The sequence below is a fragment of the Methylobacterium nonmethylotrophicum genome (assembly GCF_004745635.1).
Classification (GTDB): Bacteria; Pseudomonadota; Alphaproteobacteria; order Rhizobiales; family Beijerinckiaceae; genus Methylobacterium; species Methylobacterium nonmethylotrophicum.
In genome coordinates, this window is the sequence record NZ_SRLB01000010.1 from 160,932 (window position 1) to 184,903 (window position 23,972).

At 72.2% G+C, this 23,972-nt stretch carries 23 protein-coding genes; 14 read left to right on the top strand and 9 right to left on the bottom strand.

What is annotated here, in order from left to right:
• Positions 1-91 precede the first annotated feature (91 nt).
• The 9 genes from EU555_RS15295 (at position 92) to EU555_RS15335 (ending at position 8,892) form a co-directional block, all read left to right on the top strand.
• Complete coding sequence (locus EU555_RS15295; RefSeq protein WP_135415704.1) at positions 92-1,129, top strand: ABC transporter substrate-binding protein; 1,038 nt, start codon at positions 92-94, stop codon at positions 1,127-1,129.
• Between the two features lie 352 nt (positions 1,130-1,481).
• A complete protein-coding gene (locus EU555_RS15300) occupies positions 1,482-2,558 on the top strand; it encodes an ABC transporter ATP-binding protein (protein WP_135415508.1) in 1,077 nt (358 codons plus the stop codon).
• 20 nt (positions 2,559-2,578) lie between these two features.
• Positions 2,579-3,469: an ABC transporter permease gene (locus EU555_RS15305; protein ID WP_425375117.1), complete on the top strand. Its 891-nt coding sequence runs from the start codon at positions 2,579-2,581 to the stop codon at positions 3,467-3,469.
• Positions 3,466-4,266, top strand: a complete 801-nt coding sequence (locus EU555_RS15310) for an ABC transporter permease (RefSeq protein ID WP_135415510.1) — start codon at positions 3,466-3,468, stop codon at positions 4,264-4,266. The genes EU555_RS15305 and EU555_RS15310 overlap by 4 nt, the downstream gene beginning before the upstream one ends.
• Positions 4,267-4,301: 35 nt before the next feature.
• The gene (locus tag EU555_RS15315) at positions 4,302-5,441 is read left to right on the top strand and encodes an NAD(P)/FAD-dependent oxidoreductase (RefSeq protein ID WP_135415511.1); all 1,140 of its coding nucleotides are present in this window, start codon (positions 4,302-4,304) and stop codon (positions 5,439-5,441) included.
• Between the two features lie 250 nt (positions 5,442-5,691).
• Positions 5,692-5,988 (top strand): (2Fe-2S)-binding protein, encoded by a 297-nt coding sequence (locus tag EU555_RS15320; RefSeq protein ID WP_135415512.1) that lies wholly within the window; start codon positions 5,692-5,694, stop codon positions 5,986-5,988.
• Positions 5,985-7,418 carry an NAD(P)/FAD-dependent oxidoreductase gene (locus EU555_RS15325; protein WP_135415513.1) on the top strand — a complete coding sequence of 478 codons (1,434 nt, stop codon included), beginning with the start codon at positions 5,985-5,987 and terminating at the stop codon, positions 7,416-7,418. The genes EU555_RS15320 and EU555_RS15325 overlap by 4 nt, the downstream gene beginning before the upstream one ends.
• The gene (locus EU555_RS15330) at positions 7,415-8,527 is read left to right on the top strand and encodes an NAD(P)/FAD-dependent oxidoreductase (protein WP_135415514.1); all 1,113 of its coding nucleotides are present in this window, start codon (positions 7,415-7,417) and stop codon (positions 8,525-8,527) included. Before EU555_RS15325 ends, EU555_RS15330 begins: the two co-directional genes overlap by 4 nt.
• 17 nt (positions 8,528-8,544) lie before the next feature.
• Positions 8,545-8,892 (top strand): RidA family protein, encoded by a 348-nt coding sequence (locus EU555_RS15335; RefSeq protein ID WP_135415515.1) that lies wholly within the window; start codon positions 8,545-8,547, stop codon positions 8,890-8,892.
• 9 nt (positions 8,893-8,901) lie between these two features.
• Here EU555_RS15335 and EU555_RS15340 read toward each other — a convergent pair whose 3' ends face one another.
• The 3 genes from EU555_RS15340 to EU555_RS15350 form a co-directional block, all read right to left on the bottom strand.
• The gene (locus tag EU555_RS15340) at positions 8,902-9,225 is read right to left on the bottom strand and encodes a hypothetical protein (protein ID WP_425375116.1); all 324 of its coding nucleotides are present in this window, start codon (positions 9,223-9,225) and stop codon (positions 8,902-8,904) included.
• A 59-nt stretch (positions 9,226-9,284) separates the two neighbouring features.
• Positions 9,285-10,499 (bottom strand): type II secretion system F family protein, encoded by a 1,215-nt coding sequence (locus EU555_RS15345; protein WP_135415516.1) that lies wholly within the window; start codon positions 10,497-10,499, stop codon positions 9,285-9,287.
• Between the two features lie 289 nt (positions 10,500-10,788).
• Positions 10,789-12,519, bottom strand: coding sequence for a GspE/PulE family protein (locus tag EU555_RS15350; protein WP_135415517.1), 1,731 nt, complete (start codon positions 12,517-12,519; stop codon positions 10,789-10,791).
• A gap of 154 nt (positions 12,520-12,673) precedes the next feature.
• On the opposite strand from EU555_RS15350, the gene EU555_RS15355 reads away from it, so the two are divergent.
• From EU555_RS15355 to EU555_RS15365, 3 genes are read left to right on the top strand one after another with little or no spacing between them, the layout of a single operon-like run.
• On the top strand, positions 12,674-13,738 hold the full coding sequence (locus tag EU555_RS15355; RefSeq protein WP_135415518.1) for a PilN domain-containing protein: 1,065 nt from the start codon (positions 12,674-12,676) through the stop codon (positions 13,736-13,738).
• Positions 13,735-14,265: a hypothetical protein gene (locus tag EU555_RS36175; protein ID WP_167858555.1), complete on the top strand. Its 531-nt coding sequence runs from the start codon at positions 13,735-13,737 to the stop codon at positions 14,263-14,265. Before EU555_RS15355 ends, EU555_RS36175 begins: the two co-directional genes overlap by 4 nt.
• Positions 14,262-14,783 (top strand): hypothetical protein, encoded by a 522-nt coding sequence (locus EU555_RS15365; RefSeq protein ID WP_135415519.1) that lies wholly within the window; start codon positions 14,262-14,264, stop codon positions 14,781-14,783. The genes EU555_RS36175 and EU555_RS15365 overlap by 4 nt, the downstream gene beginning before the upstream one ends.
• Here EU555_RS15365 and gspD read toward each other — a convergent pair.
• Positions 14,780-17,122 (bottom strand): type II secretion system secretin GspD, encoded by a 2,343-nt coding sequence (gene gspD, locus EU555_RS15370; RefSeq protein WP_135415521.1) that lies wholly within the window; start codon positions 17,120-17,122, stop codon positions 14,780-14,782. The two genes, EU555_RS15365 and gspD, sit on opposite strands and share 4 nt — an antisense overlap.
• A 539-nt stretch (positions 17,123-17,661) precedes the next feature.
• Positions 17,662-18,105, bottom strand: a complete 444-nt coding sequence (gene gspG / locus EU555_RS15375) for a type II secretion system major pseudopilin GspG (RefSeq protein WP_135415523.1) — start codon at positions 18,103-18,105, stop codon at positions 17,662-17,664.
• 179 nt (positions 18,106-18,284) lie between these two features.
• Here gspG and EU555_RS37015 point away from each other — a divergent pair, with 179 nt between their 5' ends.
• Complete coding sequence (locus tag EU555_RS37015) at positions 18,285-19,346, top strand: hypothetical protein (RefSeq protein ID WP_245524315.1); 1,062 nt, start codon at positions 18,285-18,287, stop codon at positions 19,344-19,346.
• The gene (locus EU555_RS15385) at positions 19,346-19,837 is read left to right on the top strand and encodes a prepilin peptidase (RefSeq protein WP_135415525.1); all 492 of its coding nucleotides are present in this window, start codon (positions 19,346-19,348) and stop codon (positions 19,835-19,837) included. Before EU555_RS37015 ends, EU555_RS15385 begins: the two co-directional genes overlap by 1 nt.
• A 251-nt stretch (positions 19,838-20,088) precedes the next feature.
• Here EU555_RS15385 and EU555_RS15390 read toward each other — a convergent pair whose 3' ends face one another.
• From EU555_RS15390 to EU555_RS15405, 4 genes are all read right to left on the bottom strand, one after another.
• Positions 20,089-21,054: a UDP-glucuronic acid decarboxylase family protein gene (locus EU555_RS15390; protein WP_135415527.1), complete on the bottom strand. Its 966-nt coding sequence runs from the start codon at positions 21,052-21,054 to the stop codon at positions 20,089-20,091.
• A gap of 250 nt (positions 21,055-21,304) precedes the next feature.
• On the bottom strand, positions 21,305-22,255 hold the full coding sequence (locus EU555_RS15395) for a class I SAM-dependent methyltransferase (RefSeq protein ID WP_135415529.1): 951 nt from the start codon (positions 22,253-22,255) through the stop codon (positions 21,305-21,307).
• Positions 22,256-22,263: 8 nt separating this feature from the next.
• Positions 22,264-22,812 (bottom strand): RBBP9/YdeN family alpha/beta hydrolase, encoded by a 549-nt coding sequence (locus tag EU555_RS15400; protein WP_135415531.1) that lies wholly within the window; start codon positions 22,810-22,812, stop codon positions 22,264-22,266.
• Between the two features lie 43 nt (positions 22,813-22,855).
• Positions 22,856-23,965, bottom strand: a complete 1,110-nt coding sequence (locus EU555_RS15405; protein ID WP_135415533.1) for an apurinic/apyrimidinic endonuclease family protein — start codon at positions 23,963-23,965, stop codon at positions 22,856-22,858.
• Between the last annotated feature and the right edge of the window lie 7 nt (positions 23,966-23,972).

The window sequence follows — 23,972 nt, forward strand, 5'->3', positions numbered from 1 at the left end:
GAGCCGGCCCGGCACCTTTCTGCCCATCGCGACGGCATGGCACTTTCTTGTGCAATGCCGCATCGCGCCCGCCAGAGGAGACAGGTTCTTGGTGAAGCAGCTCGGCCTCCTGACCGCCCTCGGCCTCACGGCCGTGGCCACCTCGCTGACCCCCGCCCTGGCGCAGCAGAAGACGCTCTACGTCGCCGGCTATGGCGGGTCGTTCGAGAAGACGATCCGCACCGAGGTGATCCCGGCCTTCGAGAAGGCCAACGACGTCAAGGTCGAGTACGTCGCCGGCAACTCCACCGACACGCTCGCCAAGCTCCAGGCCCAGAAGGGCAACCAGCAGATCGACGTCGCGATCGTCGACGACGGCCCGATGTACCAGGCGATCCAGCTCGGCTTCTGCGATCGTGTCGAGGGCGTGCCGACCGCCGACCTCTACGACCTCGCCCGCTTCACGGACGATCGTGCGGTGGCGACCGGCCTCGTCGCCACCGGGCTCATGTACAACACCAAGGTCTTTGCGGAGCGGGGCTGGGCGCCGCCGACCTCCTGGAACGACCTCAAGGACCCGAAGTACCGAAAGACACTCGTCATCCCGCCGATCAACAACACCTACGGGCTCAACGTCCTGGTGATGCTGGCGAAGATGAACGGCGGCAGCGAGAAGAACGTCGACAGCGCATTCAAGATCTTCAAGTCCGAGATCAACCCGAACGTGCTCGCCTACGAGCCGTCGCCCGGCAAGATGACGGAGCTGTTCCAGTCCGGCCAGGCGGTGATCGCGGTCTGGGGCACCGGCCGGGTGCAGGGGCTGGCCAATACCGGCTTCCCGGTCGATTTCGTCTACCCGAAGGAGGGCGCCGTCGCGCTCCTCACCGCCGCCTGCCCGGTCGCCAAGCCGAAGGGTTCGCCGCTCGCCAACGCCTTCATCAAGGCGCTGCTCGACCCCAAGGTGCAGCTCACGATGCTCAAGGAGTACGGCTACGGCCCGGTCGTGAAGTCGGTCGAGGCGCCGCCGGAGATCGTCAAGATGGCCCCCGTCGGCGCCCGCGCCGCCGCCCTCTACACACCGGACTGGGCGGTGGTGAACGAGAAGCGCGAGGAGTGGACGAAACGATGGAACCGGGAGGTCGAGCGGTGAGAGCAAGCCTGCTTCTTCTACTTTACCCTGAGAATATCCAAAACATCGCTGTGTAAGAGCCCGTTTGACATGTCTGGGAAATCTATCCCACCCTCCACCTCATCCTGAGGTGTCAGTCGATTGAAGATCGACTGACCTCGAAGGAGGGCTCCAGGGATCGCAGTGGCTTCTGGAGCCCTCCTTCGAGGCTCCTTTCAGTCGCACCTCAGGATGAGGCCGTGGATGGGATAGATCGGGCCCATGCGATCCCGCTCTCCGCAGTCAAACAGGCTCTAAGACGCGGGATCCCCTCTCCCGTGTGGGAGAGGGGAGACCTACGCCTTTCCTTCCCCGGACAGCCCCGGATCCGCGCATGACCACGAACCTCCGCCCCTCCGCGCCTTTGCTCGAACTCGAGCACGTCGCCAAGGCCTTCGGCAGCCACGTCGCGGTCGAGGACTTCACCCTCGCGGTCGCCCCCGGCGAGTTCGTCTCGTTCCTCGGACCCTCGGGCTGCGGCAAGACCACGACGCTGCAGATGATCGCCGGCTTCCTCAGCCCCTCCCGCGGGACGATCCGGCTTCAGGGCCGCGACCTGACGCAGGTCCATCCGTCGAAGCGCGGCCTCGGCATCGTGTTCCAGAGCTACGCGCTCTTCCCGCACATGACGGCGGCCGAGAACGTCGCCTTCGGGCTCGAGATGCAGCGGGTGGGCAAGGCGGAGCGCACCGAGCGGGTCCGCGCCGCGCTGGCGATGGTGGGACTTGCCGGTTACGAGGACCGTCATCCGCGCCGGATGTCCGGCGGCCAGCAGCAGCGGGTGGCGCTCGCCCGCGCCCTCGTGATCCGCCCGAGCGTGCTGCTCCTCGACGAGCCGCTCTCGAACCTCGACGCCAAGCTGCGCGAGGAGATGCAGATCGAGCTGCGCCAGATCCAGCGCGACCTCGGCACCACCACGATCCTCGTCACCCACGACCAGACCGAGGCGCTCTCCCTCTCCAACCGCGTCGTGGTGATGAGCAAGGGCCGGATCGAGCAGATCGGCACGCCGCAGGACACCTACGAGCGCCCGGCCTCCGCCTTCGTCGCCCGGTTCCTCGGCAAGACCAACGATTTTTCCGCCCGCATCGAGGGCGCGGCTCCGGCCCGGATCGTCGCCGGCGGCTGGAGCGCACCGGCGCCGGCGGGCCTGCGCGGCCCGGTGACGATCAGCGTCCGGCCCGAGCGGATCAGCTTTTCCGAATCCGGCCTGCCGGCCCGGGTCGCCGCCCGCATCTTCCAGGGCAACCACTGGCTCTTCCAGTGCGAGACCGAGTGCGGCCCGGCGATCGTGGTGCGCCCCAACGACGGGCTGGCCCAGCCCGGCGAGGGCGAGGCGGTGCGCCTCGCCTGGCGCGAAGAAGACATGAGCATCCGGGACATGAGCCTCAGGGCGGGGGCCGCCGCGTGAGCGCCGCCGCCGCGACCACGCTGCCGGCCGCCGCCCCGGCAACCGTTCCGGAGCCCCGCGCCAGCCGCGCGCCGCTCTGGCTGGTGCTGCCGGCCCTGATGCTGTTCACCGGCATCGTCCTGGTGCCGCTGACGATGACGGTCCTGCTCTCGTTCCACGACTGGGGCCAGTACAAGGGCATCGAGCCGGTCCTGATCCTGAAGAACTGGCACGAGATCGCCACCGACCCGTACTACGCCGAGATGTTCGGGCGGACGCTGCGCATCGCGCTGATCACGACGCTCCTCACGGCGCTCCTCGGCGCGCCCGAGGCCTACATCCTCAACCGGATGAGCGGGCGCTGGCGCGGGATCTTCCTGCTCCTGATCCTTGGGCCGCTCCTCATCTCGGTGGTGGCGCGCACCCTCGGCTGGGCGCTGCTGTTCGGCGGGTCTAACGGGCTCGCCAACAAGCTGCTGCTGTCGCTCGGGCTCATTGCCTCGCCGCTGCCATTCCTGTTCACAGAGACCGGCGTCGTCATCGCCCTCGTCCACGTGATGATGCCGTTCATGGTGCTGTCGGTCTGGGCCGCGCTCCAGCGCCTCGACAGCCAAGTCGAGCACGCCGCGATGTCGCTCGGCGCCGGGCCGCTCACCATCCTGCGCCGCATCGTGCTGCCGCAGGTCATGCCGGGCGTGCTGTCCGGCGCGATCATCGTGTTCTCGCTCTCGGCGAGCGCCTTCGCGACGCCGGCGATCATCGGCGGGCGCCGCCTCAAGGTCGCGGCGACGCTCGCCTACGACGAGTTCCTCAACACCCTGAACTGGCCGCTCGGCGCCGCGGTGGCGGTGCTGCTGCTCGCCGGCCTCGTCCTGATCGTCGTCGGCGCCAACGCGCTCGTCGAGCGGCGTTACGCGGAGGTGTTCCGATGAGCCGCAACGGCCCCCTCGCGCTCGCCTTCCACGGCCTGTTCGTGATATTCATGCTGGCGCCGATCGTCGTCGTCTGCCTCGTCGCCTTCACGCCCGAGGGCTTCCTCTCGCTGCCGACGAACGGCTTTTCCCTTCGCTGGTTCAGGGCGATCGCGGACTATCCCGAATTCGTCCACGCCTTCTGGGTCAGCCTCGGGCTGGGCGCGCTGTCCTCCTTCATCGCCCTGCTCTTCGCGGTGCCGGCGGCGCTGGCGCTCACCCGCTACGCGGTCCCCGGCCGGGGCGCGCTCCAGGCCCTGTTCCTGTCGCCCCTGATGATCCCGCACGTCGTGCTCGGCGTCGCCTTCCTGCGCTTCTTCACCGCGATCGGGTTCGGCGGCACCTTCCTGGCGCTGCTCGCCGCCCATATCGTCGTGGTCTTCCCCTTCGCGTTCCGGCTGACGCTCGCGGCGGCGGCCGGGCTCGATCCGGCCCTGGAACGGGCGGCGGTCTCGCTCGGGGCCGGCGGGTTCACGCTGTTTCGCCGGGTGACCCTGCCGCTGATCCTGCCGGGCGTCGTGAGCGGCTGGGCGCTCGCCTTCATCCAGTCCTTCGACGACCTGACCATGACGGTCTTCCTCGCCGCGCCCGGCACCGAGACGCTGCCGGTGCGCATGTTCCTCTACATTCAGGACAACATCGACCCCCTGGTGACCTCGGTCTCGGCCTGCGTGATCGCGATCACCCTGGTGTTCCTCGTCGTCCTTGACCGCCTCTACGGCCTCGACCGCGTGCTCGCCGGCAAGGGCAGCCACTGACAATCGCGGCCCATCGCCGGCGTACAGGAGTTCACATGTCCAAGGACTACGACGTCGCCGTCGTCGGCGGCGGCCTGCTCGGCTCGGCCATCGCCTGGGGCCTCGGCCGGCTCGGCCAGCGGGTGGCCGTCCTTGACGAGGGCGACGTCACCAAGCGCGCCTCGCGGGCGAACTTCGCCCTGGTGTGGGTGCAGAGCAAGGGCCTCGGGATGCCGGCCTATACCGGCTGGACCGTCCGCGCGGCGAAAAGCTGGGGAGAGCTCGCCGCGGCGCTGCGCGAGCAGACCGGGCTCGACGTCGCCCTGCAGCAGAACGGCGGCTTCCACATCACCCTCGGGGACGACGAGTATGGAAGGCGCGCCGACCTCGTCGCCCGGATGCACAACCAGATCGGCGCCGCCGACTACCGGATGGAGATGGTCTCCCGCGGCGAGGTCGAGCGGGCGCTGCCGGGGATCGGCCCGGAGGTCTCCGGCGGCAGCTACTGCCCCCTCGACGGCCACGTGAACTCCCTGCGCACCTACCGGGCCTTTCACATGGGCCTGAAGGCGTTCGGCATCGACTACCTGCCGGAGCGGCCGGTCTCGGGGATCACCCGCGAGGGGGCCGAGTTCCGGCTGACGACGCCCATGGGGGAGGTGAGGGCCGGGAAGGTCGTGCTCGCCGCCGGCAACGCCAACCAGGACCTCGCCCCGATGGTCGGGCTCTCGGCCCCGATGGGCCCGACCCGGGGCCAGATCGTCGTCACCGAGCGCACCGCGCCCTTCCTGCCCCACCCGCTCTCGACCCTGCGCCAGACCGACGAAGGCACGGTGATGATCGGCGACAGCAAGGAGGACATCCTCGACGACCGGTCGATGCGCCAGGGCATCAACGCCGTGATGGCCGACCGGGCCCAGCGCACCTTCCCGCATCTCGCCCGGCTCAACGTGGTGCGCAGCTGGTCCGGCATCCGGGTGATGCCGCGGGACGGGTTCCCGATCTACGACCAGTCGCAGACGCATCCCGGCGCCTTCGTGGCCTGCTGCCACTCCGGCGTGACCCTCGCCTCCAACCACGCCTTCGAGATCGCCCGGATGGTGGCGGCCGGCCACCTGGAGCCGGAGCTGGTCGGCGCCTTCACGGCCAAGCGGTTCGAGGCGGAGGAGAGCCGGGCCGGCAGCGGGTATTATTGAGGACGACACAATCCTTCGACGATCCATCCCATCCTGAACCTCATCCTGAGGTGCCGGCGATCGAAGATCGAGTCGATCTTCGATCGCCGGCCTCGAAGGAGGGTTCCAGGGGTCGCGGAGCTATCTGGAGCCCTCCTTCGAGGCTGCTGCAAGCAGCAGCGCCTCAGGATGAGGTTCAGGATGGGATCCAGCGACGAAACATCCGGACAGATTCTGAGATTCCACGAGGGCCCAGGGCCCGGAGACGCCCATGTTCAAGCGATCCGACCACGACACCAGACCCATCGTGCGCATCCTCGTCGAGGGTGCGCCGGTCGAGGCGCGGGCGGGCGACAGCGTGTCGGCCGCCTTGCTCGCCTCCGGCCGCGACGTGCGCCGGCTGACCGCCGTCAGCGGGGCGCCGCGGCTGCCCTACTGCATGATGGGGGTGTGCTTCGACTGCCTCGTCACCATCGACGGCGTCGGCAACCGCCAGGGCTGCCTGGTGCCCGTGGCGGACGGCATGCGCATCGAGATCCAGAAAGGCAGGCGGGAGATCGGCCGATGAGCAGCGCCCCGACGATCACGGCACCTCGTCGCGACGCCTACGACGTCGTGGTGATCGGCGCGGGCCCGGCGGGCCTCGCCGCCACCGCCACCGCCGCGAAGGCCGGCCTCTCGGTGCTGCTCCTCGACGAGAATGCCGGCCCCGGCGGCCAGGTCTGGCGCGCCATCACCTCGACGCCGCTCGCCGACCGCGCGCAGCTCGGGGCCGACTTCTGGAGCGGCGAGGACCTGGTGCGGGCGGTGCGCGCGAGCGGCGCCGAGGTGATCCACCGCGCCACGGTCTGGAGCCTCGACAGGAGCCTCGAGATCGCCGTCTCGGTCGGCGGCGGCTCGGCCTTCGTCACCGCCCGGCGGGTGATCCTGGCGACCGGCGCGCTCGAGCGCCCGTTCCCGGTCCCCGGCTGGACGCTGCCCGGGGTGATGACCGCGGGCGCGGCGCAGACGATGCTGAAATCCTCCGGACTGGTGCCGGACGAGCCGACAGTGATCGCCGGGCAGGGGCCGCTGCTCTGGCTGCTCTCGGCGCAGATCCTGCGCCTCGGCGGCCGGATCGACCACATCCTCGACACGACCGACCGGAGAAATGCCCTCAGCGCCCTGCCGCACGCGCTCGCCTTCGCGACCTCGCCGTATTTCCGGAAAGGTCTCGCCCTGATGCGCGAGGTGCGCGCCCGGGTGAGGGTGGTCTCCGGCGTCACCGCACTCGCCGCGAAGGGAGAGGGGCGGCTGTCGAGCGTCACCTACCGGGTCGCCACGCGGGAGGAGACCCTGCCGGCCTCGCTGCTGCTCCTGCACCAGGGCGTGGTGCCGAACGTCAACCTCGCCATGGCGGCGGGCGTCGAGCATGCCTGGGACGACGTCCAGCTCGCCTGGCTGCCGGTGCTGGGGCGTGACGGCGCGACCTCGATCGACGGCATCGCGGTCGCCGGCGACGGCGCCGGGATCGGCGGGGCGGAGGCCGCGGCCCTGCGCGGCCGCCTCGCGGCGCTCGCCGCGGTCGAGGCCCTGGCGCCGGCGGCGCTGGCGACGCTCGAACCCGCCGCGCGCGTGCGGGCCGATCTCGCCCGGGCCGAGCGCGGCCGGCCCTTCCTCGACCTGCTCTTCCGACCCTCGAAGCCGTTCCGCATCCCTGCCGACGACACCATCGTCTGCCGCTGCGAGGAGGTCACCGCCCGCGACATCCGCGACTCCGTCGCCACAGGGGCGACGGGACCCAACCAGCTCAAGGCCTATCGCCGCACCGGCATGGGCCCGTGCCAGGGCCGGCTCTGCGGGCTGACCGTCACCGAGCTGATGGCCGAGGCGCGGGGGAAGACGCCGCAGGAGATCGGCTACTACCGCCTGCGCGCCCCGGTGAAGCCGATCGCGCTGTCCGAGCTCGCCGCCCTGCCGAAGGCCCAGGCCGACACCGAGGCGGTGGTGCGCGGATGACCGTGCTTGCCGACGCCATCGTGGTCGGGGGCGGCATCCACGGCTGCTCGACCGCGCTCCATCTCTGCCGCGCCGGCCTCAAGCCGGTGCTGATCGAGAAGGACTATGCCGGCCGCCACGCCTCCGGCGTCAATGCGGGGGGCGTGCGCCAGCTCGCCCGCCACGTCGCCGAGATCCCGCTCTCGATCCGCTCGATGGACCTGTGGGAGAGGATCGCCGACCTCGTCGACGACGAGTGCGGCTTCGAGAGCCACGGCCAGGTGCTGGTCGCCGAGGACGACGGCGAACTCGCGGCCTGTGCCGAACGGGTCGCGGACCTTCAGGATCGCGGCTTCACCCACGAGGAGCTGATCGACGGGGCGGAGCTGCGCCGGCTGGTGCCGGCGGTGGCCGAGACCTGCCCGGGCGGCGTCGTCTCGCGCCGCGACGGCGCGGCCCAGCCCGCCCGCACGGTGGCGGCCTTCCGGCGCAAGGCGGAGGCGCTCGGGGCCATCGTGCGCGAGGGCGAGGCGGCCACGAATGTGCGCCGGCAGGACGGGCTGTGGCGGGTCGATGTCGGGTCCGCATCTTACGCGGCGCCGGTGCTCGTCAACGCGGCGGGCGCCTGGGCCGGGCGCATTGCGGCCTCCCTCGGCGAGCCGGTCCCGGTCGAGACCGTGGCGCCGATGCTGATGATCACCTCGAAGGTGCCGCACTTCATCGATCCCGTGGTGATCCTGCGCGGCCGCAAGCTGTCGTTCAAGCAGTTCGGCAACGGCACGGTGCTGATCGGCGGCGGCCATCTCGCGGTGCCGGACCAGGACAGGGGCACGACGGTGCTCGACTGGCGACGCCTCGCCGAGAGCGCCCGCACGGTGTTCGAGCTGTTTCCGGTGATGCGCGAGGCCACGATCCTGCGCGCCTGGGCCGGCATCGAGGCGAAGATGAAGGACGACCTGCCGGTCCTCGGGTCCAGCGCCCGCCACGAGGGCCTGTTTCACCAGTTCGGCTTCTCGCTGCACGGCTTCCAGCTCGGGCCGGCGGCGGGCGCCGTCATGGCCGAGCTCATCGTCGCGGGCGGCACCCAGACCCGGATCGGCGACCTCGGCATCGCGCGCTTCCGGTCCTGACATCCAAGGAGAATCCCATGAGCATCACCCGCCGGATCCGCACGCCGATCATGCACCGCGCCGTCGAGGCCAACGGCTTCGTCTTCGTCGGCGGCACCATCGCGGACGACACCTCGGTGCCGATGGGCGCCCAGACCGAGAACATCCTCGGCAAGATCGCCGGCTACCTGAAAGAGGCCGGCACCGACGCCTCGCGGATCGTCTCGGCGACGATCTTCGTGACCGACCTGTCGCACAAGAAGGAGATGGACGCCGCCTGGACCCGCTTCTTCGGCGAGGACCTGCCGGCGCGCGCGACCGTCGGCGTCGCCGATCTCGGCGGCGGCGCGCTCATCGAGGTGGTGGTGACCGCGCTGAAGGGGTGAGGCCGGCGCCTACTCGTCGTCCCCGAACCAGTCGCGCCCGGGCTCGATGCAGCGGTAGCCGACGAGGCATTGCGGGCTGTCGCGGGTCGGCACGAAGGCGTTCTGGGTCACCTGCGTCGGCTCGCAGAAGCTGCGGTCGCGCACGAACCGGTCGTAGGTGTAGCCGCCGGTGCCGAGCACGGCGGCGCCCTGCGCCGCGAGCACGCCGCGGGCCTGGCGGCAGGTCATGTCGGGGGTCGAGGGGCGGCCCTGGGCGAGGGCGGCGGCGGGGGCGGCCGCGAGGGCGCAGGCGAGGAGGGTCAGCAATCCGAGTGTCTGGCGGTCGGGGGTCACGCGGCGCGTCCTGGTCAGAGGCCGGCCAACGCGCGGATCCTGGCCCGGATCCGTCGTGCCTACTGCGTCAGCTGCCCCACGCTCAGGATCGCCCCCATCACCGAGATGATGAGCCCGCCGATCAGGCCGCCGATGCCCACCGTCACCAGCGGCGTGAGCAGGGCGAGCAGGCGGTCGATGCGCTGGCGGGTCTCGGTCTCGTGCATCTCGGCGGCGTGGATGAGGACGCTGCCGAGGCGGTTCACCTGCTCGCCGCTGGCGATCAGGTTCAGGGTCGAGGCGGCGTAGGGCTTGAGCGAGGACAGGCCCGAGGCGAGGCTGCCGCCCTCGACGAGCCGGCGCCCGGCCTCGTCGAGGGCGCGGCGAAACACGCGGTTGCCGGCGAGCGGACGGGTCGCCGCCACCGCGTCCGGGATCGGCACCTCGGCGACGAGCAGGGTGCCGAGCACCCGGCAGAACCGGCCGCACTCGATGCCGACCACGATCTCGCGCACCAGCGGCAGGCGCAAGGCCAGGCGGGCGCGGGTGGCCGCGAAGGCCGGCAGGCTCCAGGCCCGGGCGAGACCGAGGATGAGGAGCGCGGCAGCGCCGACCAGGAACGGCCAGCGGGCCGACAGGAATTCGCCGAGCCAGCCGGCGGCGCGGATCGCGAAGGGCGGGGCCTGGCCGGTGCCCTCGAACAGGGGGCTGAGCGCCGGCACCAGGACCCCGATGATCATCGCCACGGTGCCGATCGCCATCGCGACCAGCAGGGCCGGGTAGATCATCGCCGAGACGAGGTGGCGCCGGACCGCGTCGCGGCGCTCGATCGAGGCGGTGAGCGAGCCGATCACGTCGACGAGGGTGCCGGTGGCCTCGCCGGCCCGCACGACGTCGACCATGTCGCGCGGGAAGGCCTGCGGATGGGCCGCCATCGCCCGCGACAGCGAGGCGCCGGCCACCACCCGCTCGAGCAGGTCGGCGAGGATCGGCTTCAGGGCCGGACCGGTCTGGCGCTCGACGAGGCGCAAGGCCCGGTCGACGGTGAGCCCGGCGCCGACCAGGGTGCCGAACTCGCGCAGGAAGGCGATGCGGGCGGCGTCGTTGACCCGGTCGCGCCCGAAGAGGTCGCGGCGCCAGAACGGCGCCGGCCCGGCCGCGGCCTGCGCGATCTCGTAGACCTGGAGGCCGTCGGCCCGGAGCGAGGCCACGGCGCGCTGGCGCGTCTCGGCCTCGATCTTGCCCGAGCGGGAGCGCCCGTCGCCCGCATAGGCCTTGTAGGCGAAGCGCGGCATCTCAGTGCACCTCGCGCGATGCCCGGAGGGTCGCGAGCGGAGGCGTTCGGGACCTGTGCGAGAGCCTGTCCGGCCGCGCTGCAACGTCTCCCAAATCCACGACCTCATCCTGAGGTGTCAGTCGATCGAAGATCGACTGACCTCGAAGGAGGGCTCCAGAAAGCTGTCTGATCCCTGGAGCCCTCCTTCGAGGCTCCCTTCGGTCGCACCTCAGGATGAGGTCGTGGATGGGAGGGAAGGGGCTCTCGTGATCCGCACGCATTGCGATCGGACGGCGTCCCGCAGACATTCAGAGCGTCCCTTCCAGCACCCGGCCCACCTCGTCGAGGGTGGTGCCGCCGTCGAGCACCCGCGCCCGGGCGCTGTCGGCGAGGCTCGTCATCCCGCCGGCCCGGGCCCGGGCGGTCAGGGCCTGCTCGTCGGCGCGGGTGGCGATCAGCCCGCGCAGATCCCCGTCGAGCGTCATGATCTCGGAGGCGACCATCCGGCCGCGATAGCCGGTGCCGTTGCAGGCGGGACAGCCGCGGGCGCGCTTCAGGCTCAAGGGGGCGTCGGACGGGATGCCGAGGCGCAGCCGCTCCTGCGGCGTCGCCGGGGTGGTCTCGGCGCACGATCCGCACAGGCGCCGCACCAGGCGCTGCGCCACCACGCCGTTGAGGGTCGCGGCGATGAGGTAGGGCTCGATCCCCATATCCATCAGCCGGGTGACGGTGGCGGGGGCGGAGTTGGTGTGCAGCGTCGAGATGACGAGGTGGCCGGTCAGCGCCGCCTGCACGGCGATGCGAGCGGTCTCGCCGTCGCGGATCTCGCCGACCATCACCACGTCCGGATCCTGGCGCAGGATCGAGCGGAGCGCCGCCGCGAAGTCGAGGCCGATGCCCGGATGGGCCTGGACCTGGTTGACGCCGGCCATCCGGTACTCGACCGGGTCCTCGACGGTGACCACCTTGAGGTGCGGGCCGTTGATCCGGCACAGGGCCGCGTAGAGCGTCGTGGTCTTGCCCGACCCGGTCGGGCCGGTGACGAGGACGAGGCCGTTCGGCCGGCTGGTCATCGCGGCGATCTCGTCGATCGCCGCCGCATCGAAGCCCAGCGCCGAGAAATCCTCGACCCGGCGCGAGCCGTCGAGGACGCGCAGCACGACGCTCTCGCCATGGGCGGTCGGCAGGGTCGAGACGCGGATGTCGACGTCCTGGCCGCGGTCGGGGGCCTGCATGCGCCCGTCCTGCGGCAGGCGCCGCTCGGCGATGTTGAGGCCGGCCTGGATCTTGATGCGGGTGGTGAGGGCGAGCTGCACCGATTTCGGCAGCCGCTCGGATTCGACCAGCACGCCGTCGACGCGGTAGCGCACCCGCATGTCGGATTCTTCGGCCTCCAGGTGGATGTCGGAGGCCGAGAGCTCGAAGGCCTTGCGCACCAGGCGGGCGGCGAGGCGCACGATCGGCGCCTGGCTCGCCACGTCGGCGAGCCGCGCGAGGTCGTCGTCGCCCGACCCCTCGCCCTCCTCGGCGACGTCGCCGTAGACGGCGCGGTGCGCCCGCTCGAAGCTGCCCGGCCCGACGAGGCAGGGCGCGACGGCGCGATCGACGAGATGCGCGATGGCCCGGGTGGTCTCGGGGTCGAAGGGATCGACGAGGGCCACGAGGAGGCGGTCGGGCGCGACGGCCAGCGGCAGCACCCGGGCGCGGGCGCAGTAATCGGGCGAGAGCGCGTCCGGCATCACCGGCTCGCCCGGCAGGTCCTCCTGGCGCAGGATCGGCAGGCCGGTCGCCTCCGAGAGGGCAGTGACGAGCGTCGCCTCGTGGACGAGGCCGAGCTCGGTCAGCAGAAGCGGCAGGGGCCGCCGGCCCGGGCCCTCGAGGGCGGCGAGCGCCCGTTCGTGGCCGGCGGCATCGAGCACGTCGCTCTCGGCGAGGCGGTCGACGAAGGCGCGCAGGTCCTCGGCCCGGCCGCGGGGCGCGTCGCGGCGGTCGGGCCGCGCCCGCCGCGGCCGGGTCTTGCCTCCCCAGATGCTCAGCATCGCCCCTATCCGAAGATCAGACCACCCCGGGCCGCGAGAACCCGAGGCGTGACGCTGCGCCACTCTGCGGCACCAGCCTTAAGCAGACGGAAATGTCGCTGCGTTAGACCGGTCGGCGACGCCCGCCGCGACGGCGGGCGCCGGAGCCGATCCGTTGCCCGCGCCCTCCGCCCTGTCCTCGGCCCAGGCCTCGCTCCGCCAGGGCCTCGACGTCGCCTCCCACCTCCTCGGCTTCGCCGAGGTCCGCACCGACCGCGAGCCGGCCCGCCTCACCCTGCGCCTCGCGGCGCCGACGGATCCGAGCCTGACGGTGATCGACCGGCGCGACGGGCAGGACCGGACCTACCGCCTCGATCTCGGCGCCGACGACCTCGCCGACCGGCTCGCGGCGATCCGGGGCGCGCGGCCGGACGGGCAGGCGAAGGTCATCGTCGATCCCGCCGCCTGCTTTCTGCGCACCCTCGACCTGCCGAGCGCGGCCCTGCCGCGGATGCGCGCGGTGCTGGCCCAGGAACTCGAGGCCGCGACCCCGTTCCGGGCCGACCAGGTCTTCAGCGACTGGTACGTCGAGGGCGAGAACCCCGAGACCCGCACCCTGCGGGTGCGCCACGTCGTGCTCAAGCGCGCCCGCCTGGCGCCTGTTCTGGCGGCACTGGCCGGGGCAGGGCTGACCGCGGGCGTCGTCACGGTCGGACCGGCCGAGGACCGGACCATGCCGGTCGACCTCCTGTCCGGCGGGCACCGGGCCCTGCCGGGGCTGCTGCAGGGCTCCGGCAACCTGGTCCTCCTGGCGGCGGCCGGTCTCTTCCTCCTCGGGGCCTTCGCGGGCCTGCGCCAGCATCAGGCGGCGACGCTTCTCGCCCTCGACGACGCCTTCGCGGCCGCCCGTCGGGCGGCGGCCGCGGGCCAGCCGCCCGCCCTCCAGGCCGGCGCAGCGGCGATCCTGGCCGAGCGCGGACCGCCCCTGGCCCGGGTCTGGGATGCCGTCGCGGCGGCCTTGCCGGACAGTGTCTCGGCGCAGAACCTGCGCCTGACCGGCGCGGGGCTGGAGCTGAGCCTCCTCGCGCCCGACCCGCCGGCGGTCCTCGCGGCGCTCGCGCGGGTTCCGGGCTTCGGCGCGCCGGAGCTGCGCCAGAGCGAGCCCGCGGGGAGCGGCCAGCGCCTCGTCGTGGCGCTGCCCCGCGCCGGAGGCCCGTCGCAGGGCGGAGGCCGGCCATGACGATGCCCCTCCCGGCCGGCGGCCGGCCGCTGCTCGCGGGCCTCGCGGCGCTCGGCCTCGCGATCGTCCTCGGCACCGGGCCGGTGCTCGACGCGCTCGGGGCGGCGGACGACATCGCCCAGGCCCGCGACCGGCTGGCGCGGGCCCAGGACGCCGCCGCCCTGCCGGCCGTGGCGGCCCCGCTCGGCGCCACGGACGAGACCGGCCTCGTCCTGGCCTTCCGGGCCCGCCTCGACGCCCTGGCGGCGGAGCGCGCCGTCCTGGTCGACGGGGCCGGGCTCCAGCCCGACCCGGCCCGTCCGGCGCTGCCGCGCCTCACGGCCGCCTTGCGCGGCACGGCCGAGGGCCTGCACGGCCTGATGCAGGCCCTCGAGACGGAGAGCCCCCTGGTGGTGCCGGAGGAGGCGGAGCTCGGCATCGATCGCCCGGCCGACCCGGAGACCGGGCGGGCCACCGTGATGCGGCTGACGCTGACCGTCCGCGGCGTGCTCCTGCAAGCCCCGGCCGTGCGGAGCACCACGCCGTGAGACAGACCGGACACCACCTGCGCGCCGCCCTTGCGACGACGGGCCTCGGGCCGCGCCTCGCCTGCGGGGGGGCGGCCGCCCTGATGCTCGCAGCCTTCGCCTGGCCGGTCGATGGCGGGCCGGAGCCCGCCCCGCGCCGCGCCATGGCACCGACTCCCCTTTCGGACGGGACCGCCCTCCAGCGCCCGCTCTTCGATCCCGGCCGGCGCCCCTGGACCGCCCGTGGCCCGCGCGACAGCGTCGCCGGCGACCCGCCGCGGCCGGTCCTCACCGTGCGCGGCATCCTGCTCGACGGCGCCGCCGCCCGGGCGCTCATCGACGACGGCAGCGGCAGCCAGGCCTGGCTCGCCCGCGGCGAGGGGAGGGGCGACTGGCGCATCGTCGAGATCGGCCGCGACCGGATCACCCTGTTCCAGGGCGAGCGGCGCTACACCGCGGTCTTCCTCGGGCCGCCCGCGACCCTGCTGCCGGTGGGCGCCCGGCCGGTGGCGGAGGCGGGGCCGTCGCTGCGGCCCTAATCCAGCATCCGCCGCAGCAGCCCTTGCGGGCCCTCATGCGCCGCCGGCAGGGGGGCGGGCGGCAGGACCGGGCGCACCGGCATCATCGACTGGAACTGCCGGCGGAAATCCTCGGCGATGCGGTCGGCCTCGGCCGTGCCGCGGATCACCTTGGGGCGGATGAACACCAGGAGCTCGGTACGCACCCGGTTGTCGACCCGGTTGCGGAAGGCCGGGCCGACAAGCGGCAGGTCGCTCAGCACCGGCACGTTCTCGTTGGTGATCTGCGCCTTCTCCTGCACCATGCCGCCGATGGCGAGGCTGTGGCCGTCGTTCACCGCCACGCTGGTCGCGACCCGGCGCTGGCGGATCGTCGGCGAGTCGATCGCCGAGGTCGTGGTCGGCACGACGTCGCTGACCTCCTGGTTGATGTCGAGCACCACGAGGCCGTTCTTGTTGACCCGCGGGGTGACCGAGAGGATCACGCCGGTATCCTTCATCTCGATCTGGTTGAGGATCGGCGCGCCGGCGGTGAGCGCGCTCTGCCCCGACTGCTTGATGATCGGGACCTGGTCGCCGACCTGGAGCTTGGCGGTGCGGTTGTCGAGCACCGTGATGTTGGGCGACGAGATGACGTTGACCCGGGTCACGCCCTGCAGCGCGCTGAGCACGACGGTGAAGTCGGTGCCGCTGAGCAGGTAGTTGAAGCCCGGCACCCCGCGGATCGCCGCGTTGATCAGGCCCGCCGTGCCGTTCGTCGCCGCGGCCTTGTCGGTCTCGGTGCTGGCGAGGTTGAACCGGCTGCCGCGCTGCTTGAGGAACCACTGCACGCCGAACTGAAGGCTGTCGTTGAGCGTCACCTCGGCGATGACGGTCTCGAGCAGCACCTGGGTCGGCATCGCGTCGAGGCGGCCGAGGATGCGCAGGATCTTGTCGTACTGGTTGCGGGTCGCCGAGATCACCAGGCTGTTATTGGCGTCGTCGGCGACGATCCCGATCGCGTCGCGCCGCATCCCGGCGCCGCCGCCCGCATACGTGGCGTCGAGCCCGCCGCCGAAGCCGCCATAGCCCCCACCGGCCATGCCGCCGCCGGCGGGCGCCGAGGCGCCGAGCCCTCCGGCCGCCCCGAGGCCCGCTCCGGCGCCGGCCGGCTCGCCGCCCGCGGCCCAGCCCGCATTCGACGGGGAGGCGCCGCCCGACGCGCCGCCCGGGAATCCGCCGCCCATGGCGCCGCCGCCGAGGGCCCCGCCCGCGCCCCCGAGCCCGCCGCCGGACGCGCCCATGCCGGCGAGTCCGCCCGGAGCGCCGCCCATGGCGGCGTAGGTGCCCGACATCCCGGAGGCCCCGCCCCCGTAACCCCCATAACCCCCGTAGCCGGCCATGCCCGATGCGCCGTAGCCGCCGCCCATCTCGGCCATGACGACGCCCTGCAGCACCGCCGCGAGCTCCTTCGCCGAGCGGTTCTGGATCCGGTAGACGAAGAGCTGGCGCTCGCGGTCGGCGGCGAGCGTCTCGAGCTGTTCGAGGAGCGCGCGGGCGCGGTCGAGATAGACGGCGCGCGAGCTCACCACCAGGATCGCGTTCAGCGCCTCGTTCGGGATGAAGCGGATGACGTCGCCGGTGCCGGCCGTCTCGCCGCCGAACATCTGGGTGAGGTCGCGGGCGAGCAGCGCCGGGTTGGCGCTGCGCACCGGGATCATCGCGGTCGACATGCCGCGCATCCAGTCGACGTCGAACACCGCGATGGTCTGGCGCAGCACCCGGATCTGGCTGGCGTCGCCGGACAGGATCAGGAGGTTGCGCGCCCGGTCGGCCCGCAGCACCACCTCGCGCGGGGCGACCGCCCCGAGGATCGCCTGCATCTCGGCGGCCGAGATCCAGCGCAGCGGCACCGCGACGGCGCCCGACTCGGCCCCGAGCCCCTGGACCGGACGGAGGTCCGGGGTACCGCCCGCCGGCACGATCTGCACGGTGCGGCCGCTGCGACGCACGGACAGGCCGCGGCTCGCCAGCGCCGTCTCGACCATTTGCAGCAGGGCCTCACGGCTCACCGGGCCGCCGGTCTGCAGGGTGATCGTGCCGGCGGCGCGCTCGTCCAGGCTGTAGCCCCAGCCGAGCGTGTCGGCGAACACCGCCTTGGCGGCGACCGGCAGCGGCACCTCGACGAGGTTGAGGCTCACCGGCCCGCCGGCGATCGGCTCCCGGGCCGGGGCCTCGCCGCCGATGAGGCGATCGTTGCCCCGCATCACGAGGCCGCCGGGGTTTCGCGGGCCGGCCGGGCCGGTCGGTTCCGCACCGAGAGCGGCGAGCGGCCAGCCGCAGGCAAGCGCCAGGGCGAGGACAGGCGCACCCTTGATCATCCCCCGCCGTCCCTCGCCCCGCGCGTCGATAACCGGACGTTAGGGGAGTTATGGTTAATGGAGAGTTGAGGCGGTCTCGCGGCCGCCGATCGCCAGTTGTTTATCGCGAGACGCGCATCCTGCACGTGCAACTTGCCCGGCGATTCCTCCATCCGACCGGTTCGGGACTCCGATCAAGGGACGGTTTCCCGACAGGACGCGGCTCTCCCGCCTGCGGCGACGCTCGGGATGCCTCCGGCATATCCCGCGCATGACTGCCGGATCCCGGCCGATTGCTTCCTGGCGCGGCGAAAAGGAGAGCCGAGACGGCTCGGGGGACTTGCTGGGGCGGGACAAGCTCGCCGGCCAAGCCCGCAGCAATTGGCTCCGACCAGCTCAGACCACGCACAGCACGGCTCGCGCGCGCAGCACGCGATCCGACATCGCCCGACGCGCACCGTCAGGCTTCGCGTTCGACGCCGTCCGTGCCGTGATCGCGCGCGGCACGTCTCTCCCGGTCGTTTCCGCCTCGTCCCGGCCGCCGCACCGGCGGCCGCGGCTCAGTTGCTGGCGACGTCGGCCTGGTCGCCGCTGCCGCCGGCCTTGCCGTCGGCGCCGAGGCTGTAGACCTCGAACGGGGTGCCGGCGGCGCCGGGCGACCGGTACAGGTAGGCGTGCCCCCAAGGATCGGTCAGGCCGCGCGCGTCGCGCACATAGGGGCCGCGCCAGGCCGGGCCTGTGGGCTGCACCAGCGCCTGGAGGCCCTGCTGCGTCGTCGGGTAGGCACCGAGGTCCAGGTAGTAGAGCTCCACCGCCTGCGCGATGTTCTTGACCTGGATGCGGGCCGTCTCGCCCTTGGCGCGGCCGAGATAGCCGAGCACCTGCGGCGTCACCATCGTGGCGATCATGCCGATGATGGCGAGCACGACGAGAAGTTCGACCAGGGAGAAGCCGGCCTGATCCCCCCGCGGCTCCGGGCGGTCCTGCGTGGTGTTGATGAGCATCGTGCAGCCTCGAGGCGGAGCGAGTATCGGCCAGGACGATGCCATCCTTTCGTAAAGAAGCCCTCACTGCGATGACTGACCGAGAGATGTCCGGAGGTGCAGGTCGGGATTTGTTATCCATTTCCGGCCAGACTCGCACATCGATGCGATGAGCCCTCGGGCAGCTGTAGAGGAGAAGCATGGGCCGCTCAGCCGTAGCTTCGGTCCCTGGGAGAGAGGCCCGCCAGGGCGGCCTCGGGGCCGCGGGCCTCTCGCTCGCTATCCTGCTCGTCCTCTGCGGCAGCGCGCTTGCCGCCGGGCCGCTCGCCCTGCCGCTGCCGGCGCCGTTCCCGCCGATCCGGGTGCTGACGCTCCTGGTGGGCCTTCATCTCATCGGCCTGTGCCTCGGCCTCGGCGGCGCGACGATGCTCGACTTCTGGATCCTGCGCTGGATGCGCTGGGGCGGCCTGCCCGGCGAGATCGCCCGGATGTTCCTGTTCGTCAGCAAGGTCGTCACGGTGGGCATCGGCCTGCTCTGGCTCTCGGGCCTCGGCTTCCTGGCCGTCTATGCGGTCGAATCGCCGGAGAAGTTCGACAACCCGAAGCTGTGGGCCAAGCTCGCGGTGGTGCTGGCGCTCACGATCAACGGGCTCCTGATCCACGCCGTCGTGCTGCCGGGGGTGCTGCGCGACATCGGCCGGCCGATGCTCGACGGGGTGTCGGGCGTGCGCACCGGCATCTTCCTGGTCTCCGGCGCCGTGTCGGGCGTGTCCTGGTACACGGCCTTCGCCCTCGGCCTGCTGCGCGAGCTGAACGGCGCCGTGCCCGCCTTCCTGCTCCTCGCCCTGTGGCTCGCCGGCGTCGTCGCGGCCTCCCTGGCGGCGTATTTCTACTGGCTGCACCTGCGCGAGTGGACGCCGCGGCAGGTGAAGGCGCTCCAGGCAAGGGAGCGCCACGCGAAGGATCGCGCGGCCGCGGGGGCGGGCGAGCCGGTGTCCGAGGCCGTCCCGCCCCGGCCCGACCTGATGCCGGCCGCCCCCGCGGCGGAGGCCTGGGTCGCCGCGCAGGTCCGGGAACCGGCCGTGGCGGCGCCCGCCCAGCCGCACAGCCGGGGCCTCGTCGAGGGGCCGGAAACGTCCCCTGCGATGCCCGCCGCGCCCGGGACCCGCAGCCCGTCCGCCCCCGCGCGGATCCCCTCCGACCGGATCCTCGCCCTTACGCCCGCGGCGTCCTCGCGGGCCCGCCCGCCCCGGCGCGCGTGATGTCCGCCGCTCTCCTCGCCGGCGCGGTGCTGCCCGCCCTGCTCCCCCTGCCGCTGACGCTGCCGGCGAGCCTGATCGACCTGCGGCAGCGCATCATCCCGGACGCGCTCAACCTCGCGCTCCTCGTCCTCGGACTCGCGGTGGCCGCCTGGCGGGATGGCGCCGGGGGGGCCGGGCTCGGCCTCCTCGAGGCCGGCCTCGCCTACGGGCTGTTCCGGGCCCTGCGCGCCGGGCATGCCCGCCTGAGCGGCCGGATCGGCCTCGGGCTCGGCGACGTCAAGTTCGTCGCCGCGGCGGCCGCCTGGACCGGGCTCGCGGGCTTGCCGGTGCTGATCCTGGCGGCCAGCCTCTCGGCGCTCGCGGCGGTCGGCCTCGCCGCGCTCGCGGGGCGGCCCGTCGGTCGCACCACCGTGCTGCCGTTCGGCCCGTTCCTGGCGTTCGGGCTTCACGCGGCCCTCCTGCACGCGACCCTCGTCGGGGCGGCCGTCTGACGGGCCGGGGACGGGCAGACGGGGAATGGGCAGGACGGGTTCACCCTCGTCGGGATGCCGGTGACGATGGCGCTCCTCGGCCTCGCGGCCGGGGTCGCGCTCGGTGCCCCGCATCCCGGAGCCCTCGACCGGCACGCCGAAGTTGTGGCGCATGAAGGACTTGGCGCATGAAGGACTTGGCGCCCCCGGTCAGGGCGTGATCCCGGCGCCCGACGGCCGGCGCCGCTCGATCGGCCGCGGTCGCCGGACGCCTATTCGGCAGGTCCGGTCGAGAGGTAATCCTCGAAGTACCGGATGGTCCGCATCAGGCCGTCGCGCAAGTCGATCGTCGGCTCCCAGGCGAGGAGTTGCGTCGCCTTCGCGATATCGGGCCGCCGCTGGCGGGGATCGTCCGGCGGCAGCTGGCGGTACACGAGCTTCGACCGGGACCCCGTCAGCGCGATCACGATCTCGGCCAGGCTCCTGATGGTGAACTCGGCCGGGTTGCCGAGGTTGATCGGCCCCGTCACCTCGGAATCGGTGTTCATCAGCCGGATGAACGCCTCGATCAAATCATCGACGTAGCAGAACGAGCGCGTCTGCGCGCCGTCGCCGTACAGGGTGATGTCCTGCCCGCGCAAAGCCTGCAGGACCAGGTTGGACACGACCCGTCCGTCATTCGGATGCATGCGCGGGCCGTAGGTGTTGAAGATGCGTGCGACCTTGATCGGGAGCCGGTGCTGGCGATGGTAATCGAAGAACAGGGTCTCGGCGCAGCGCTTGCCTTCGTCGTAGCACGAGCGGAAACCGATCGGGTTGACGCGCCCCCAATACTCTTCGGGCTGCGGATGGACTTCGGGATCGCCGTAGACCTCGGAGGTGGAGGCCTGGAAGATCCTGGCTTTGAGCCGCTTGGCGAGGCCCAGCATGTTGATCGCCCCGATGACGCTGGTCTTCGTCGTCTGCACGGGATCGAACTGATAGTGGACCGGCGAGGCGGGACAGGCGAGGTTGTAGATCTCGTCGACCTCGACGTAGAGCGGGAAGGTCACATCGTGACGCAGCAGCTCGAAATTCGGTTTGTCGAGCAGATGCGCGATGTTGCGCCGCGATCCGGTGAAAAAATTGTCGACGCAGAGGATCTCGTGTCCTTGCGCAAGCAGCCGCTCGCACAGGTGCGAGCCGAGAAACCCGGCCCCGCCGGTGACCAGGATCTTCTTCGTGTGGCCGTAGCGCATGGTGAATCCCCGAATGCCGTCAACAATACCGGATCATGATGGTGATGATAGCGATCGTTGAGCCGACCGGCATTCCGCGGCGTCGGGGAACATTCGGGACGATCACGCGCCATGAGGCTGCGCGCGATCCGTCTCCTGACGCGAGAACGCATCTCCGCTGTCCGGCACGAGAAACGGAATCGGGCGCCGGCTCGACCTGAAACAGTGTCCCGCCGCGTCGATCCTGCGGCGAGACGGTCCCGTCTCGCCCCTATTCCTTGTGCGCGAACAGGTAGGTCCCGCTCGCCAGCTCCATGTTCTTCGCGTCGCTGAGCCCGGTGACGTAGGGCTCGGCGAGGAGGGAGAGCGGATCGGCGGTGAAGTCGGACAGGCGGCGCGACAGGAAGCGCTTGCGCAGGTCCGGCGGCAGGCCGGCCGCCCAGGACTGGACGATCCAGGTCAGGCTCCAGATCGGCAGCAGCGAGGCCGGGACGTACTGGTGATCGACCGTGAGGTGGCGATCGAACAGGTTGCGCAGGCCCTCGCCGGTCATGTTGTAGTAGTGGTGCGGATAGCCGTGCAGGGGCTGGAGGAACGGCACCGCGCAGACCAGCCGCCCGCCGGGCTTGAGCACCCGGGCGATCTCCCGGGCGCAGGCGAAGGGATCGCGCACGTGCTCGAGCACCGCGATCGAGATCACGCCGTCGAAGCTCGCGTCGCGGAATGGCAGCACCTCGCCGATGCCCAGGACATCGGTCGTGTCGTAGTCGGCGATCTCGAGGTTGACGACGTTGGCGTAGTAGCGGTCGCGCCGCCCGGCGCCGCAATCGAGGATCAGCCCGTCCGGGTTGTTGGCGATCAGCTCGTCGACATGGACGTCGTAGCCGTTCTGCGAGACGTTGGGACTGTCCTCGGCGCCCGCGAGCGCCCGCAATTCGTCGGAGAGGTAGTCGTATTTGAGGCCGAGGCGGCGGTGGGGCAGGTCGTCCCGCATCAGCGGCGCCAGCCGGGCGAGCTTGTCGGCGCGCATCGCCTCGAGCCCGTCGGGCAGGCGGCTCTGGCGCCGGCCCTGGCGCAGGCCATGGCGCTCGAAATGCGCCCGGCCGCTGGCGAGCCGGCCCTCGCGCACCGCGAGCTGGATGTCCGGGTTGGCGGCGAGGTAGTCGGCCTCCGAGAAGGTCGCCGCCGTCGCCGGCTCGAGCATGTCGAGATACGCGACCATCGAGCGGCCTAGAGGGTGCGCAGGAAGCCGGCGAAGCGCATCAGCCCTTCGGGCCAGGGCCCGTGGCCGCTCTCGGCGTTGAGGTGGCCGGATTCGCCGGCATCGACCAGCTCCGCGCCCCAGGCGGCGGCGAACTCGCCCGCCCGGTCGTAGGCGGTGTAGGGATCGGTGCGGCTCGTCACCAGCACGGCCCGGAACGGCAGGGGGTCGCGCGGGATCGGCGCGAAGGTGCGCAAAGGCGCCGGCGTGTCGGGCCGCTCGATGTCCGGCAAGGCCACCAGGAAGGCGCCGGCGACGGCGCCTGCGGGCAGGTAGGGCGCCGCCTGGACGCAGGAGATCACCCCCAGGCTGTGGGCGACCAGCACCGCCGGCCGCTGCGCGGCCTGCACGGCCGCGATCACGGCGTCGCGCCACGCCTCGGGCTCGGGGTGGTCCCAGTCGCCCTGGGTCACCCGCCGGGCGGTGGAGAGGCGCTCCTGCCAGCGGCTCTGCCAGTGGTCGGGCCCGGAATTGGTGTAGCCCGGGACGACGAGGATGTCGCAATCGGCCGATTTCATGCCGCACCGTTACAGCCAGGAGACGGCAGCGTCGAGAGCGGGCTTAAGCGGCGGCGAGCGGCGGGACCGCCGGGGCGAGGCCGAGGAGGCCCGGCCCGACCTGGAGCGCGAGCCCGGTCGAGGCGAGGTTCTTCAGCTTGGCCTCGACCTCGATGTCGCACCAGGCGAGGTGGCGCGCCACGAGGTCGTTGAGCGCCCGGTTCCACATCAGGTCGGAATGGGCGGCGAGGTCGCGGCCGTTGAGGCCCGCCGCCGTGAGCGCCGCGAAATCCGGGAGCCGGTCGGGGTCGTGGCCCGTCAGCACGTCCTCGCGCGAGACGCTGACATGGCCGACCGGCCGCACTCCGCGCCAGGACTCGATCACGCGGGCGATCCGGGGGTCGTCGGGCGCGATGTAATCGCCGCGGCTGTGGATCCAGTGGTGATGCAGGTCGAGCACCACCGGCACCCGGTCGGCGAGGCGCAGGACCTCGTCGAGCCCGAAGGCCGATTCGTCGTTCTCCACCGTGACGAGGTCGCGGGCGACCTGCGAGACCTTGGAGAGATTCTCCCGGAAGGCCTCGACCCCGGGGTCGCGGGCGCCGACATGGATGTTGACGTGGGCGCCGTGCGGGTGCCAGCCGGCGCCGTAGCCCATCATCGCCATCACCTCGGCATGGTAGTCGAGCTCGGCGATGCCGTTCTCGAGCGCCGCCGGGTTGCGGCTCGCCAGGATGCAGAACGGGCCCGGATGCATGCTCAGGCGCACGCCGCCCGCCCGCGCCGCCTCGCCGACCGCCGCGAGACCGGCCTCGATGGCGCGGCGGAAATCCGGGTCGGCGTAGAGGCCGCGCACCTCCGGGTGGGTGTAGCCCGGCAGGATCGAGCTCGCGAGGCGCAACAGCCGCTCGAGCGGCGGGCGTTCCGCGACCCAGGCGACCTGCCGCCCCATCGCCGCGAGGTTGTGCGTCACGACGGCGACCAGCTTCTCGCGTGCCGCCGCCGGATCGAGCCGGCGCAGATGCGCGATCGTCACCGTGGTGACGTTCATCGTCATCGCGGCGTCCCTGGCGGCCTTCAGGGTCTTGTGCCGGCCGGGCGCCTCGTCCGGGATGAACTTGCAGCAGAAGCCGAGGCGGGGACCGGCGGCGGAGGGCGTGTCGGTGGAGATCATGGCCGAC